This is a genomic window from Variovorax sp. GW531-E2, assembly GCF_059423125.1.
Genome location: NZ_JBWKXQ010000073.1, coordinates 20,432 through 34,570, shown reverse-complemented (window position 1 = coordinate 34,570; position 14,139 = coordinate 20,432). Strand labels below are relative to the sequence as shown.

At 67.2% G+C, this 14,139-nt stretch carries 14 protein-coding genes; 7 read left to right on the top strand and 7 right to left on the bottom strand.

Annotated features, from left to right (window positions below; translation table 11 throughout):
- The 6 genes from AC07XP_RS28575 to AC07XP_RS28550 form a co-directional block, all read right to left on the bottom strand.
- Nucleotides 1-725: ESPR domain-containing protein (locus tag AC07XP_RS28575; RefSeq protein ID WP_495266556.1), on the bottom strand; the 725-nt coding region annotated here is incomplete at its 3' end.
- Between the two features lie 351 nt (nucleotides 726-1,076).
- Nucleotides 1,077-2,087 carry a Bug family tripartite tricarboxylate transporter substrate binding protein gene (locus AC07XP_RS28570; protein WP_062482455.1) on the bottom strand — a complete coding sequence of 337 codons (1,011 nt, stop codon included), beginning with the start codon at nucleotides 2,085-2,087 and terminating at the stop codon, nucleotides 1,077-1,079.
- Nucleotides 2,088-2,143: 56 nt separating this feature from the next.
- Nucleotides 2,144-3,121 carry a Bug family tripartite tricarboxylate transporter substrate binding protein gene (locus tag AC07XP_RS28565; RefSeq protein WP_495266555.1) on the bottom strand — a complete coding sequence of 326 codons (978 nt, stop codon included), beginning with the start codon at nucleotides 3,119-3,121 and terminating at the stop codon, nucleotides 2,144-2,146.
- A complete protein-coding gene (pcaF, locus tag AC07XP_RS28560; RefSeq protein ID WP_062482451.1) occupies nucleotides 3,121-4,326 on the bottom strand; it encodes a 3-oxoadipyl-CoA thiolase in 1,206 nt (401 codons plus the stop codon). Before pcaF ends, AC07XP_RS28565 begins: the two co-directional genes overlap by 1 nt.
- 29 nt (nucleotides 4,327-4,355) lie before the next feature.
- Nucleotides 4,356-4,997, bottom strand: a complete 642-nt coding sequence (locus tag AC07XP_RS28555; RefSeq protein ID WP_495266554.1) for a 3-oxoacid CoA-transferase subunit B — start codon at nucleotides 4,995-4,997, stop codon at nucleotides 4,356-4,358.
- 2 nt (nucleotides 4,998-4,999) lie between these two features.
- Nucleotides 5,000-5,701 (bottom strand): 3-oxoacid CoA-transferase subunit A, encoded by a 702-nt coding sequence (locus AC07XP_RS28550; RefSeq protein WP_495266553.1) that lies wholly within the window; start codon nucleotides 5,699-5,701, stop codon nucleotides 5,000-5,002.
- Nucleotides 5,702-5,838: 137 nt separating this feature from the next.
- Between AC07XP_RS28550 and AC07XP_RS28545 the strand changes: the two genes are divergently transcribed.
- The gene (locus tag AC07XP_RS28545) at nucleotides 5,839-6,636 is read left to right on the top strand and encodes an IclR family transcriptional regulator domain-containing protein (RefSeq protein WP_495266552.1); all 798 of its coding nucleotides are present in this window, start codon (nucleotides 5,839-5,841) and stop codon (nucleotides 6,634-6,636) included.
- Between the two features lie 27 nt (nucleotides 6,637-6,663).
- On the opposite strand, the gene AC07XP_RS28540 is transcribed toward AC07XP_RS28545, so the two are convergent.
- A complete protein-coding gene (locus AC07XP_RS28540) occupies nucleotides 6,664-7,668 on the bottom strand; it encodes a Bug family tripartite tricarboxylate transporter substrate binding protein (RefSeq protein ID WP_495266551.1) in 1,005 nt (334 codons plus the stop codon).
- Between the two features lie 205 nt (nucleotides 7,669-7,873).
- Between AC07XP_RS28540 and AC07XP_RS28535 the strand changes: the two genes are divergently transcribed.
- From AC07XP_RS28535 to AC07XP_RS28510, 6 genes are all read left to right on the top strand, one after another.
- Complete coding sequence (locus AC07XP_RS28535) at nucleotides 7,874-9,052, top strand: YybH family protein (RefSeq protein ID WP_495266550.1); 1,179 nt, start codon at nucleotides 7,874-7,876, stop codon at nucleotides 9,050-9,052.
- On the top strand, nucleotides 9,052-10,524 hold the full coding sequence (locus AC07XP_RS28530) for a L,D-transpeptidase family protein (protein ID WP_495266549.1): 1,473 nt from the start codon (nucleotides 9,052-9,054) through the stop codon (nucleotides 10,522-10,524). The genes AC07XP_RS28535 and AC07XP_RS28530 overlap by 1 nt, the downstream gene beginning before the upstream one ends.
- 412 nt (nucleotides 10,525-10,936) lie before the next feature.
- Nucleotides 10,937-11,119, top strand: coding sequence for a Flp family type IVb pilin (locus tag AC07XP_RS28525; protein WP_495266558.1), 183 nt, complete (start codon nucleotides 10,937-10,939; stop codon nucleotides 11,117-11,119).
- Nucleotides 11,120-11,121: 2 nt separating this feature from the next.
- Nucleotides 11,122-11,619: an A24 family peptidase gene (locus tag AC07XP_RS28520; protein WP_495266548.1), complete on the top strand. Its 498-nt coding sequence runs from the start codon at nucleotides 11,122-11,124 to the stop codon at nucleotides 11,617-11,619.
- 82 nt (nucleotides 11,620-11,701) lie between these two features.
- Nucleotides 11,702-12,703, top strand: a complete 1,002-nt coding sequence (cpaB, locus tag AC07XP_RS28515) for a Flp pilus assembly protein CpaB (protein ID WP_495266547.1) — start codon at nucleotides 11,702-11,704, stop codon at nucleotides 12,701-12,703.
- Between the two features lie 48 nt (nucleotides 12,704-12,751).
- Entirely contained in the window at nucleotides 12,752-14,125 is a 1,374-nt protein-coding gene (locus AC07XP_RS28510) for a type II and III secretion system protein family protein (RefSeq protein WP_495266546.1), read from the top strand.
- Nucleotides 14,126-14,139: the final 14 nt, after the last annotated feature.

Sequence of the window (14,139 nt, the reverse complement as noted above, 5' to 3'; positions counted from 1 at the left end):
CCGCCGCCCTGCGAAAAGGCGTCGCCGCCCTTGCCGCCGGCGCCGCCCGTGGAAGATCCCGTGGCCGTGTAGCTGCCGAGCGGGCCGCTGAGGATCGAACCGTAGCCGCCCGCGCCGCCACCACCCGCTGCCCAGTACCCGTTGCCGCCCGCGCCACCGATGCCGCCGGTGTAGCTGTCGGACGAATTGGCCACGTTGTTGGCGATCGACATGCCCTGGAAGCCACCGCCGCCGCCCCCGCCATAGCCGTTGCCGTTGCCCGGGTCGCCGGTCTGCGCCTGGCCCGCGCCGCCGGCGTCGCCCTGGAACGCACCGGGGCCGGTGGGCGTGCTGGCCGCGCCGGCCGCGCCGCCGGTGCCCGGCGTGGCACCACCGAAGCCGCCGATGCTGGCGTTGGCCCCCGCCGTGACGCCGCCCGGCGTGGACGATCCGCCCGCGCCGCCGAAGGCGTTGACCGTGGTGTCGTTGAGCCCGCCGCTCCCGCCCGTGCCGTCGCTGCCGCCCGTGCCCGCGTTCAGCGACGCGTCACCGACCGGCTGGCCGCCCGCGCCGCCGGCTGCGAGCACCGGCACGACGCAGACCCACAGCGCCGCCGTTGCCGCCGCGGCCGCCACCGCGCGCACGCCGCCCCCGCTGCACGATCGCGCGTGGCCGCGCGCGATTTCCGGCGCGGCCACCCAGGTGCCGGCGGTGGGACTCCACAGGGTTCGGAAGATCTTGTTCATGACTCAACTCCCTCTTCGTTCACTGACTGGGCAGGTGGACCTCCGTGTGCAGCAGCAATGGCTTGCTCCTCCCCACGGCGACGATTTCGGATGTGCAAGTCAAAAATGTAAGAACGCGTGCCAGTTACGCGTATCCCTGCAAGGGGCTACCCTGAAACGGGAGCGACCGGCCCCATGCGGGGCCACTCCGCCTCTGTCAGGCCCTTCGGTAGACGGTCTACCCTGTCGCGTATCCATACGTAACATGTGACTTTTGGACAGCACAATCTCTCGCCCTGGGCGCAACGCCCAAAAGAAAAGGCACCCTCGCGGGTGCCTTGTTCGTTGCGGATGCGCCCTGGGCGCGCGCTGTCAGTCCAGCGACACGTTCGCCTTGCGGATCACGTCCGTGAAGCGCTTCGTTTCCGTTGCCACGAACTGGTCGAACTGCGGGCGCGTGGTGGGGAACGGCTCGTAGCCGAAGCTCTTGAACTTCTCCAGCACGTCGGGTTCGGCCAGGCCCTTCTCGATGTCGCGCTTGATCTTGTCGGTCACCGAAGCCGGCAGGCCCTTCGGCACGGCGATGGCGTTCCAGCCGATGACCTCGAAGCCCTTGGGGCCGCCCGATTCGCTCACGGTCGGCACGTCGGGGAAGGCGGCCACGCGCTGGGGCGCTGCCGCGGCCAGGAAGCGCAGCTTGTTGGCGCGCTGCAGCGGGCCGGCGGTGGCGCTGCTGCCCAGCGCAAAGGCCAGCTCGCCGGTGGCGACCGAGGTGTACAGCTGCGTGGTCTCCTTGTAGATCACGTGCTCCATCTGCGTGCCGGTGGCCGACTCGAACAGTTCCGAGCCCAGGTGCACCGGGTTGCCGACCGACCACGAGCCGTAGTCGAGCTTGCCGGGGTTGGCCTTGGCGTCGGCGATGAGATCGCCCACGGTCTTGTACTTGCTGTTGGTCGCGACGGTGAAGAAGAAATACGTCTTGAACAGCGGCAGCAGTGCGTCGAAGTCCTTCGATGCGTCGTAGGGCAGCTTCTTGAACAGCGCCGGGTACGCGGCCAGGTGCACGTTGTCGAGCACGATGATGTCGTGGCCGTCTTTGGCGCCGCGCTTGAAGGCGTCGATGGCGATGAAGCCGTTGCCGCCCGGGCGGTTCTCGACCACCACCGGCTGGCCCCAGGCGCGCGAGAGCTTGTCGGCCACGAGGCGGGCCACGCCGTCCGGACCACCGCCGACCGGGAACGGCGTGATGATGCGCACGGGCTTGGTCGGGAAGGCCGCAGGCTGCTGTGCCGAAGCGGTCAGCGGCAGCAGGCCGCCGGCGGTCAGGGCCAGCACGGCCGCTGCGATGGCGCGGCGCGAAAGCGACGAACGGAAGAAGGACATGAGGGAAGTCTCCGGTTTGATGAATCGTTGATGGGTGGGAAGCGGTGGGCCGCCGCTCAATCGACCGACGCGCCCGAGGCCTTGACGATGCCGGCCCACAGCGCGCTTTCCTTCGCGATGAGCGCGGCATAGTCGGCCGGCCCGCCGAGCAGCGGCACGGCGCCTTCCACGTCCAGGCGCGACTGGAACTCGGCGCCGCCCGCCACCTGCAGCATCTGCGCCGACAGCGTCTTCACGAACGCCTCGGGCGTGCCGCGCGGCGCGAGGATGCCGTAGGTGAGCGTGCTCTCGAAGCCCGCGAGTTCGCGCAGACCCGACTCGGCCACGGTGGGCACGTCGGGCAGCGACGGCAGGCGTTTGGTGCCCGTGACGGCAATGGCGCGCAGCCGCCCGCCCTTGACCAGCGCAAGCGCGGGCGGGATGACGCTGAACATCATCTGCACCTGGCCGCCCGCGAGGTCGGTGAGCGCGGGGTTGGTGCCCTTGTAGGGAATGTGATTGATCTTCGTGCCGGTGCGCTGCGCGAAGAGTTCGCCCGTGAGGTGGCCGCCGGTGCCGCTACCGCTCGATGCGTAGTCGAGCAGGCCCGGGCGCACCTTGGCCTCCTTGACGAGGTCGGCCACGCTGCGCACCTTCGAAGCCGCGGGCACCACGAGCACGAGCGCGGACGACGCGAACATGGCCACGGGCACGAGGTCCTTGCGCGCGTCGAACTTCAGGCCCTTGTACAGCGCCGGGTTGATCGACACGGTGCCCGTGTGGCCCAGCAGCAGCGTGCTGCCGTCGGGCGTGCTGCGCACCACCTGCTCGGTGCCGAGGTTGCCGCCCGCGCCGGGCTTGTTGTCGACGATGACGCCGGACTTGCGCACCTCGCCCAGGCCCTTGGCCATCTGGCGCGCGAACACGTCGTTGCCGCCGCCGGCCGCGAAGGGCACGACGATGCGGATCGGCTTGGCATCGCTCTGCTGCGCATGCGCCGGCAGGCCCACTGCTGCCAGCAGGCCCAGCAGCAGCTCGCGTCGGGCGAGGCCCATCAGACGCGTTCCAGGATCACGGCAATGCCCTGCCCCACGCCGATGCACATCGTGCACAGCGCGTAGCGGCCGCCGCCCTTGTGCAGCTGGTTCACCGCGGTGGTGGCCAGGCGTGCGCCGCTGGCGCCGAGCGGGTGACCCAGCGCGATGGCGCCACCGTTGATGTTCACGCGCGCGTCGTCGTCCTTCAGGCCCAAGAGGCGCAGCACGGCGAGGCCTTGTGCGGCGAAGGCTTCGTTGAGTTCGATGACGTCGATCTGGTCGAGCGTGAGGCCGGTGAGCGCCAGCACCTTCTGCGTGGCGGGCGCCGGGCCGATGCCCATGATGCGCGGCGCGACGCCGGCCGTGGCCATGCCGACCACGCGGGCGCGCGGCGTGAGGCCGTGCTTGGCGGCGCTGGCTTCGTCGGCCAGCAGCAGCGCGCAGGCGCCGTCGTTCACGCCGCTGGCATTGCCGGCGGTGACGGTGCCGTCGGGGCGCACGATGGGCTTGAGCTTGGCCAGCGCCTCCAGCGTGGTGTCACGCGGATGCTCGTCCTTGTTGACGATGAGGGCGTCGCCCTTCTTCTGGGGCACGCTCACGGGCACGATCTCGGCGTCGAAGAAGCCGGACTTCTGCGAAGCGACGGCGCGCAGCTGCGAGTTGAGCGCCATCAGGTCTTGCGCTTCGCGCTCGATCTTGTAGTCGGTGGCCACGTTCTCGGCCGTCTCGGGCATCGAGTCGACGCCGTACTGCGCCTTCATGAGCTTGTTGACGAAGCGCCAGCCGATGGTGGTGTCGTACACCGCGTTGTTGCGGCTGAAGGCGCTCTCGGCCTTGGGCATGACGAAGGGCGCGCGGCTCATGCTTTCGACGCCGCCGGCGATCATCAGGCCGGCTTCACCGGCGCGGATGGCGCGCGCGGCGGTGCCCAGTGCATCGAGGCCCGAACCGCACAGGCGGTTGATGGTGCCGCCGCCCACTTCGATCGGCAGGCCCGCGAGCAGCGCCGACATGCGCGCGACGTTGCGGTTGTCTTCGCCGGCCTGGTTGGCGCAGCCGTAGAGCACGTCGCTCACGGCCTGCCAGTCGACGTTCTTGTTGCGTTCGATCAGTGCGCGCAGCGGCACGGCGCCGAGGTCGTCGGTGCGCACGCTGCTGAGCGAACCGCCGTAGCGGCCGAAGGGGGTGCGGACGGCATCGCAGATGAAGGCTTGGGTGGTCATGTCTGTTGTCTCTGAATGAATGGAATGGGTCAGGCTGCGATCGGCAGGCCGACGAGCTTCTCGAGTTCTTCGCGGGTGAGGCCCTCGACGAGGTCGACGAGCTTCAAACCTTGGGGCGTGCATTCGAGCGTGGCGAGGTCGGAGTACACGCGCTTGACGCAGCCGATGCCGGTCAGCGGATAGGTGCATTCCTGCACCAGCTTGCTCGCGCCCTGCTTGGTGAGCAGATCCATCATGACCCACGTCTGCTTGGCGCCGATGGCCAGGTCCATCGCGCCGCCGACCGCGGGAATGGCGTCTTTCTCGCCCGTGTGCCAGTTGGCCAGGTCGCCGGTGGCCGACACCTGGAACGCGCCGAGCACGCAGATGTCGAGGTGGCCGCCGCGCATCATCGCGAAGCTGTCGGAGTGGTGGAAGAACGAGCCGCCCGGCAGCAGCGTGACGGGCTGCTTGCCGGCGTTGATGAGGTCGTAGTCTTCTTCGCCGGCTTCGGGCGCGGGGCCCATGCCGAGGATGCCGTTCTCGCTTTGCAGGATGACCTCGCGGCCCTGCGGCAAGTGGTTGGCCACGAGCGTGGGCTGGCCGATGCCGAGGTTGACGACGGCGCCGTCGAAGATGTCCTGCGCGACGCGGGCGGCCAACTGGTCTTTGGTGCGACGTGTGTAGGTCATGTTCATGCTGCCTTCTTGAAACCGCCGGCTTGCGTCGCCACGCGTTCGATGCGCACCACCTGGTGCACGAAGATGCCCGGGGTCACGATGGTCTCGGGGTCGAGGGTGCCGAGCTCGGCGATGTCGTGCACGGTGGCGATGGTCTTCTTCGAGGCCATGGCCATCACGGGGCCGAAGTTGCGCGCGGCCTTGCGGTAGACCAGGTTGCCCCAGCGGTCGCCACGCTCGGCCTTGATGAGCGCCACGTCGCCGTGGATGGGGTACTCGAGCACGTACTGCACGCCGTCGATCTCGCGCGTTTCGCGGTTGCCGGCCAGTTGCGTGCCGTAGCCCGTGGGGCAGAAGAAGGCGCCGATGCCGGCACCCGCCGCGCGGATGCGCTCGGCGAGGTTGCCCTGGGGCACCAGTTCGAGCTCGATCTTGCCGCTGCGGTACAGGCCGTCGAACACCTGGCTGTCGGCCTGGCGCGGAAAGCTGCAGATGATCTTGCGCACGCGGCCGGCCTTGAGCAGCGCCGCGAGGCCCGTCTCTCCATTGCCTGCGTTGTTGTTGACGACCGTGAGGTCCTTGGCGCCCTGCTCGACGAGGCCGTCGATGAGTTCGCCTGGAATGCCGGCGGTGCCGAAACCGCCGATGAGCACCGTGGCGCCGTCTTGGATGCCTGCCAGGGCATCGGCGACCGAGCGCGCGATCTTGTTGATCATGAAGCCTGTCTCCGGGAGTGAAGGAAGAAACCGAACGGTGCGAACACCCTGCCGAATTCACGAACCCTCGCAAACCGCAATTTGTTCGCCTAAAGAACTTTTGTTCGTATAATGAATTTTAAAGAGGATCGCTCGCCATGGCAACCCACCCTGTTTCCGCCAGTTCCGCCACCGACACGCCCGCTCCCGGCGACAGCTACGTGCAGTCTTTTGCGCGCGGCCTGCAGGTGATCCGCTCGTTCAGCGCGAGCGCACCGCACCAGACCCTGAGCGAGGTGGCGGCCGGCAGCGGACTCACACGCGCGGGGGCGCGGCGCATTCTTCTCACGTTGCAGACGCTGGGCTATGTGGTGACCGACGGCAAGCTCTTCACGCTCACGCCGCGCATCCTCGACCTGGGCTTTGCCTACCTGTCGTCGATGCCGATCTGGAACCGCGCCGAGCCCGTGATGGAAGCGCTGGTGCAGCAGGTGCAGGAGTCGTGCTCGGCCGCCGTGCTCGACGCAACCGACATCGTCTACGTGCTGCGCGTGCCCACGCAGAAGATCATGCGCATCAGCCTGGGCGTGGGCTCGCGGCTGCCCGCGTACTGCACGTCGCTGGGCCGCCTGCTGCTGGCCGACCTGGACGACAACGAGGTGCGCGCGCGGCTCGAGGCCTCGAACCTCGAGGCGCTGACCAAGCACACCGTGACCGACATCGACGCGCTCATGGCCAAGGTGGCCCAGGCGCGCAAACAGCAGTGGTGCCTGGTGAACCAGGAACTGGAAGAAGGCCTGATCTCCGTGGCCGCGCCCATCGTGAACCGGCAGGGCCGCATGGTGGCCGCACTGAACATCAGCGGGCAGGCGAACCGCACCAGCGCGAAGGTGATGCAGGAGACGATGCTGCCGGCGCTGATCGATGCGGCACGGCAGGTGTCGGCGCTGCTGTAGCCGCAGCGCGGTCGCCCTCGCGAAGGCTCAAGCCTCGGAGCGAATGCCCTTCATGAGGATCACGCCACCAAGGCGCGTGGTGTCGGCGCGCATGCGCTTGGCCAGCGTGTCGGGCGAACCGGGCTGCGCCTGCCAGCCGGTCTTGAGCAGCTCGCCGCTCACCTCGGGCGAACTGATCACCTCGACCAGCGCGGCGTTGAGCCTGGCCACAGCCGCCGGCTTCATGCTCGCGGGCGCAGCGAGCGCGGTCCAGATCTCGAGGTCGGCGCCGCGCACGTCGGCGTCGCGGATCGTCGGCAGCTCGTTGACCAGCGGGCTGCGCTCGGGCGAGGTCACGCCGATGGCCTTGAGCTTGCCCGACTTCACATGCGGCATCGCCAGGCCCGGCGGCAGCAGCGCCAGCTGGATCTCGCCCGCGAGGATGCCGGCGATCACCTGCGGGTTGCCCGTGTAGGGCTTGTGCTGCGCGGTGATGGCCGCGCGGCTCTTGAGCAGCTCCATGCCCAGATGGCCCACAGTGCCCACGCCCGGCGTGCCGTACTTGCCTGCGCTGCCCAGGTTGCGCACCCACAGCAGCAGGTCGGCTGCAGACTTGCCCGCGGCGCTGCCCGACACCACCAGCACCAGCGGCGCGGTGCCGATCAGGCCGACGGGGGCGAAGTCTTTCTCGGGGTCGAAGTCGAGCGACGGGTTCAGCAGCTTGGCGATCGTGAGGTTGCCGTTGATCAGCGCGCCGATCGTGTGGTCGTCCGTGGCCTTGGCCACTTCGGCGGCCACGAGGTTGCCGCTGGCGCCGGGCTTGTTCTCCACCGTCACCGGCTGGCGCAGGAGCTTCGAGAGCGGCTCCGCGATGGCGCGCGCCGCCAGGTCGGGCGAAGCGCCGGCCGGAAAGCCCACGAGGATGCGCACGGGCTTGGTTGGCCAGGCGGCATCGCCGCCTGCTGCGCGCTGGGCCCACGAGGCCGGCGTGAACAGCGAGGTGGCAATGGCTGCAGCGCCGCCTTCGAGCAGGCGGCGTTTGGTGATCTTCAAGACGGACTCCAGAGGGATGGAAAAATCAGGGTAAACACGTGCATTTTGCTTACGAGACGTTACATGATGATGCTGCAGCGCACAAGTTCGGCACAACTGTGAATAGGGCCATCGCAGGGCTCCGTCAGCTTGGTATCCAGAGGTGACGGGCGCATTTACAATGCCTGCCGCATTCCCCTTCCCCACCAACGAGGTCTTGTCCGCAATGCCCAAGAGCCCCCGGCCTCGCGCCCGCTTCAGCTTCTCCCCCACCGTGCGCGCCCTGTTCCTGGCCGTTGCGGCCTGCGGCGCCGCGCTTCCCGCGCTGGCCGCGACCGAGCACGAAGAGGTCGACCGCCTGATGCAGTCCGGCAAGCTCGACGAGGCCATGACCAGGGCCGAGGCCTTCCTCAAGGACAAGCCGCGCGATCCGCAGATGCGCTTCCTGAAGGGCGTGATCCAGCTCGACACCGGCAAGCGCGCCGAGGCCATCGCCGCCTTCACCCAGCTCACGCAGGATGCGCCCGAGCTGCCCGAGCCGTTCAACAACCTCGCCGTCATCTACGCGAGCCAGAACCAGTTCGACAAGGCCCGCAACGCCCTCGAAAGTGCCATTCGCACCAACCCCAGCTACGCCACCGCCCAGGAAAACCTCGGCGACGTGTACGCGCGGCTGGCCAGCCAGGCCTACAGCAAGGCGCTGCAGCTCGACCAGAACAACACCGCGGTGCAGCCCAAGCTGGCCGTGATCCGCACGCTCTTCACCGCCCCGCCGGCGGCTGGCTCCAAGGGCTCGACCCTCGTGGCCTCGGCCACGACGACGCCCGCACCGGCACCGGCTGCGAAGCCCGCCCCGGCGCCTGCGCCCGCACCGGTTGCCAAGGCGCCTGCTCCGGCACCCGTGCCCGCTCCTGCGCCCGTCGCCAAGGCACCGCCTGCGCCCGCGCCGGCGCCGGCACCTGCCGCCGCGCCTGTTGCGCCGCCCGTCAAGGTGGCCGCAGCCCCCGCGCCGGTCGCCAAGACGCCTGAGCCGGCACCGGCACCAGCCCCTGCTGCAGCCCCGGCGTCCACCGCCGAGATCGAATCCGTCGTGCGCGGCTGGGCCTCGGCCTGGGCCAGCCAGGACATGGACCGCTACCTCGCCGCCTACGGCAGCGATTTCGTGCCCGCCGGCGGCCAGAGCCGCAAGGCCTGGGAAGAAGACCGCCGCGCGCGCATCGTCGGCAAGTCCAGCATCAGCGTGAACCTCGAGAACCTCGCGATCAAGGTCGACGGACAGACCGCCACCGCCAAGTTCCGCCAGATCTACCGCGCCGACAACCTCAACATCGCGAGCCGTAAGACGCTCGAGCTGCAACGCTCCGGCAACCAGTGGCACATTCGCAAGGAAAGCGTCGGCGGCTAGTGGCAGACATCGTCCGGCACGGCCGGCTTCAGACCCTCCCGTTCCCGCTGCGGAGCGGGAAGCTGCTCGCGGCCTTGACGGCCGCTTCTGCGCTCCTGCTGGCCACGCCCGGCGCCGCGCTCGCAGCCAACAACAGCAACAGCTCCAGCAAGTCGGCCAACGCCAAGACCAGCGGCACCAAGGCCGCCAAGGCGGGCGGCAGCCGCGCGCCTGCCAAGGAAGCCAGGGGCGCCAAAGCCGGCAGCGGCGCCAGCAAGACGCAGCTGCAAGCCAAGGGCAAGCGGTCCGCCGTCGCAGCAGACAACGCGGGCGCCACGCGCCCGGCCCGCAAGACCGCCAGAACCGCCGCGCCGCTGCAGGAAGCCAGCGGCGCCGAGGCCCGCCTGATCGGCGTCTACGAACTGTTCGGCCGCGGCAAGACCCGCGAGGCGCTGGCCAAGGCCCAGACCCTCGTGCGCGACCACCCGAACTTCCAGCTCGCGCAGCTCGTGTACGGCGACCTGCTCGCGGCGCAGGTGCCGCCGTCGAACGCCATGCCCGACACCGCCGGCATCGCGCGCCTGCGCGGCAACCCGGCCATGGTCGAGCTGCACGAGGAATCGCGCCGCCGCCTGCAGGCCCTGCGCGAACGCCCGCCCGCCGGCACCGTGCCCTCGCAGTTCCTCACCCTCTCGACCCGCAGCCGCTTCGCCATTGCCGTCGACGCCTCGCGCTCGCGGCTGTACCTGTTCGAGAACTCCGACAAGGGCCTGAAGCTCGTTGCCGACTACTACATCTCCGTCGGCAAGTCGGGCACCGACAAGGCCGTCGAAGGCGACGCGCGCACCCCGCTGGGCGTGTACTACATCACCAGCAGCCTCGACCCGCGCTCGCTGAAAGACTTCTACGGCGCCGGCGCCCTGCCCATCAACTACCCCAACCCGTACGACGTGCGGCGCGGCAAGACCGGCAGCGGCATCTGGCTGCACGGCACCCCGCCCCAGCAGTTCGCGCGGGCGCCGCTGGCCAGCGACGGCTGCGTCGTCATGGCCAACCCCGACCTCAAGCAGCTGCTGCGCAAGGTCCAGATCGGCGCCACCCCCGTCGTCACCGCGCGCAGCCTGCAATGGATTTCGCAGCCGCAAGCCGAAAAAGAAACAAAGAAATTCGCCGATTCAATTACCGCCTGGAAAGACGCGCGCGCCAGCGGCAATGAAGCGCAATTGAAAAAATTCTATTTGCCGGATTTCCAGCGCGCCAGCCGCAAGCCCGTCGATGCCGATGCGGTACTCCGCGACGAATTGACCTACGCACAAGGTAAACGAGTGCAAATCAAGGACACGTCGTACCTGCACTGGCGCGACACCGAGGACACCATGGTCGCCACCTTCGGCGAGGTGTTCGAGGGCGAGAAGAACGGCCGCACCCGCCGCCAGTACTGGCTGCGCCAGGGCGGCGAGTGGAAGCTCTTCCACGAAGAAATCCTCGGCTGAGCCCACATCACCGAAGGGGTCTCGGCCCCAAAAGTGTGATTTATTGCCCAAACGGAGCCGCCTTGTCGAGTGTTACAAATTGCACTCCTAGGTACCGCGCTACGTAACACGTAACGGGCATGTTCCCGTAACGCTCAACGTCCGGACGTTCCCACGCCCGTAACGTGTTCCCCTCGTCCATGCCAGTGTGCATGCGGTTTACAGAGGGAAACGAACATCTCCAGACTGTGAATAAGTGACCTTTTCTGCCCCGTTGCGGGGGCCGAACGAGGCTGGCCGCCTTCCTGCTTTACCCCTCCGAGTAGCACATCCGGGACTCGATCCGGTGTGTTTCTCCTGTTGATACACGGAGTTACGCTGTATAATATCCACCGTGCCAGCCTTTGTTAACACTTCCTTTCAGGAGATCACCATGCTTAGTTCTATTACTCGTTTTCTGCGTGATGAAGAGGGTGCTACTGCAATTGAATATGGAATTATTGCGGGGCTGATGGCAATCGTCTTGGTTGCGGCATTTAGCAAGACCACCGGTATTGGCCTCGCACTCACCAACATGTTTGCAGCGATTGCCGGCAAGCTCCCCGCCTCCCTCTAAGCTTGAAAGTCACTTTTCTCCTGTGGCTGATTCTTGTAGTCGTCTATGACTTCCGGATGCGCCGCGTCCCCAACTGGCTCGTGCTTGCAGGCGTTGCCCTCGCGCTCACAGCCTTGGCGTTGGGAGCGGGGCCCCTTGGACACGATTGGCGTGCAGCACTTCTCGGCGCAGGGGCAGGGTTTGCTTTTCTCTTGCTGTTCTATGCCACCGGCCTCATGGGAGCAGGCGACGTGAAATTCGCCGGCGCCCTGGGGTTGTGGGTCGGCTTGCCAGCGTTGGCGCCGATCTGGATCGTCGCCAGTCTGGTAGCTGGTATTCACAGCGTTCTCTGGCTCGCCCTCAGGCGCTGGCCCGTTTTTCCGCAACTTGCCCTGATGCTGAGCGGCCCGTTGCGCGCAACAGAGTCCGGCACCCCAGTTCGCCGGCTTCGCATCATTCCTTACGCGGCCTACCTCGCCTTGGTCGCAGCGGCGTGGATGGTTTGGGGACGACAGAGTTAGCCACGGCCGACTCTGCTCCGTCTCGCAGGCCCTTCATCTCTTTTTCCATGATCGCTTGCTCCCCTCCCTCAGTTCGCCGCCCATGATCAATCTCACCAAAATCATCGCCGCCATCTTGGTCCTTCTGGCCATCGTGCTGGGGGGCTATGCCTGGATGCTCGGTCGGCAGGCTCCGCCAAAGACTGCGACCGTCGCAGCACCGACGCCGGAACAGGCCAAGAGTCCGCAGACGATCACGCACCCCGTCGTGGTCGCGGCAAAGCCTCTGCCTGCAGGCCAAGCCATCCCGGCCGACGCGCTGCGCGTCGAACACCTCACCGTCAATCCGGCCGGCGCCTTCCAGGACGTGGCCACGGCTGTCGGTCGCGTACCGGTCCTCGATCTCTCGGAAGGTTCGCCGGTGATGGAGAACCAGCTGGTTTCAGGCCTTGCCCTTCGCGTGGGAGAAGGCGAGCGCGCGGTTGCCATCAAGGCCGACGAGATCATGGGTGTCGGCAACAAGATTCAGCCCGGCGATTTTGTCGACGTGTTCATCACACTGAAGTCGGACAGCAAAGACGTGGACCGCAGTCAGGCGCGTCTGCTTCTTTCCCGCAAACGCGTGCTTGCTTTCGGTTCTGCGTCCGTTGATGGACTTCCTTCCAAGACGGCGGACAAGCAACAACAGCAACAAGTCCAACGAAACGAAGCAGCCCGCACCGCCGTACTCGCGGTCCCAGTGGACGACGTGAACCGCCTCACGATCGGCGATGCGACTGGCCGACTGATGCTCGCGCTGCGCAACCCCAACGACATGGCGGAACCCGACCCCAAGCTTTTTGCCGCTCTCCCGACGGCGTTGCAGCCAGCGTCGATCCGCCCTGGCGAGCCTCGTCGCCCTCCTCTGGAAGGGCTCGACCGTGCACAGGCAGGTCTTACTGCTGTGGATCTCGTGACCGGTGGCAAGAACGTCGCCAATCGCTCTGCCTTGACCGAAGCTCGAGCCGTCTCGAGTGGCACGCGGACACCCCAGCCGGGTGCCGCACGCGGCGGTCTTCAAGTCGAAGTCATTCGCGGCGACCGCAGCGAAACCATGAGCTATTGAGTGCAGCGCACTTCAGCCATCACGTCTGTCATCCAGGAAAGAAGCCACATGCCCTACACGCCACGCGAACCGTCGAGCAGCCCTGCGGGCGCCCCGTCGCTGCTGCGTTCGTCGCTGATCGCCGTATGCGCACTGGCCCAGGCCGCTTGGCCGCTCGCCACCAATGCCGCAGACACCCAGGCTGTGCGCACGCAGCTCCAGCGGCCGCTGATTCTCAATGCGGGCACACAGCAGGAGCTTCTGATCGACAAGGGCATCGAGCGCATGGCCATCGCCGATGAAGCTGTGGCCGGCGTTACCGTCACGCGAAAGACGCCAAGTTCTCCCGCGGCACGACTGATCATCACCGGCAAGGCGGCAGGGCGCACCACGCTGATGGTCTGGGAAAAGGGCAACGCGGCAGCGACGACCTACGCTGTCGAAGTGCGACGTCGCAACGCCACCGTTTCCGGCACCATGGACAGCGTCGCTGCACACCAGCAAGCACGCGACACGGCCCTGGCCGGCGCGGGGGAGAAAACGGAACTCGTCGACCGCTCTGTCGTCAACGTGCGCAGCAACACCGTTCAGGTCGAGGTGAAGGTCGTCGAGTTCAACCGGAGTGTGCTCAAGCAGGCGGGCCTGAACATCTTCAGCACGCGCGCCAACTCGAACGGGTTCAGCTTCGGGGTCTTCGGGCCGTCTTCCCTTGGAAGCACGACCTTCGCATCCAATGGGTCCATCAGTGGCGAGTACCACAATCCACTGGCCCAAGCTTTCAGCCTGCTGTTCAACTTCGGCAAAGCCGGCATCGGCTTGAACGTCGGATTTCTCGAAGGCAACGGCATGGCCCGAGTGCTCGCCGAGCCCACCCTCGTCGCGATGTCGGGCCAGAGTGCCAGCTTCCTGGCTGGCGGGGAATTGCCCGTTCCTGCCCCTCAAGGCCTGGGCACCACGAGCATCGAATACAAGCCCTTCGGCATCGGTCTGACCCTGACGCCCACCGTGCTCTCCAACGACCGCATCGTGCTCAAAGTGGCACCTGAAGCCAGCGACCTCGACTACACCAACTCACTCAGCATCGGCGGCGTTGCTGTGCCCGCAATCACCACACGCCGCGCCGACACGACCGTTGAACTGGGCGATGGAGAGAGCTTCATCATCGGTGGCCTCGTCAGTCGCACCACCACCTCGAATGTCGACAAAGTCCCGCTGCTGGGCGACCTCCCGATCCTGGGCACCTTCTTCCGCCAGAACAAATACCAGATGAACGAGAAGGAACTGGTGATCCTCGTCACCCCGCATCTGGTCAAGCCGATTGCCCGCAACACCGATCTGACGCCCTACCTCCCAGGCGGCGCCGAACAGCGCGACGGCCCCGTGTGGCGCTCGCACTTCCTCGGCGGCGCAGCCAACACGGCGGTGCCGGGCTTCTCCCGCTGATGGATGACGGTCTT

What these genes read in the sequence shown, in the direction of transcription:
- AC07XP_RS28550 (WP_495266553.1), bottom strand. Translation starts at nt 5,701, where the DNA reads ATGATCAACAAGATCGCGCGCTCGGTCGCCGATGCCCTGGCAGGCATC.
- AC07XP_RS28525 (WP_495266558.1), top strand. Translation starts at nt 10,937, where the DNA reads ATGCTTAGTTCTATTACTCGTTTTCTGCGTGATGAAGAGGGTGCTACT.
- AC07XP_RS28565 (WP_495266555.1), bottom strand. Translation starts at nt 3,121, where the DNA reads ATGGGCCTCGCCCGACGCGAGCTGCTGCTGGGCCTGCTGGCAGCAGTG.
- AC07XP_RS28545 (WP_495266552.1), top strand. Translation starts at nt 5,839, where the DNA reads ATGGCAACCCACCCTGTTTCCGCCAGTTCCGCCACCGACACGCCCGCT.
- AC07XP_RS28535 (WP_495266550.1), top strand. Translation starts at nt 7,874, where the DNA reads ATGCCCAAGAGCCCCCGGCCTCGCGCCCGCTTCAGCTTCTCCCCCACC.
- cpaB (WP_495266547.1), top strand. Translation starts at nt 11,702, where the DNA reads ATGATCAATCTCACCAAAATCATCGCCGCCATCTTGGTCCTTCTGGCC.
- AC07XP_RS28555 (WP_495266554.1), bottom strand. Translation starts at nt 4,997, where the DNA reads ATGACCTACACACGTCGCACCAAAGACCAGTTGGCCGCCCGCGTCGCG.
- AC07XP_RS28570 (WP_062482455.1), bottom strand. Translation starts at nt 2,087, where the DNA reads ATGTCCTTCTTCCGTTCGTCGCTTTCGCGCCGCGCCATCGCAGCGGCC.
- pcaF (WP_062482451.1), bottom strand. Translation starts at nt 4,326, where the DNA reads ATGACCACCCAAGCCTTCATCTGCGATGCCGTCCGCACCCCCTTCGGC.
- AC07XP_RS28510 (WP_495266546.1), top strand. Translation starts at nt 12,752, where the DNA reads ATGCCCTACACGCCACGCGAACCGTCGAGCAGCCCTGCGGGCGCCCCG.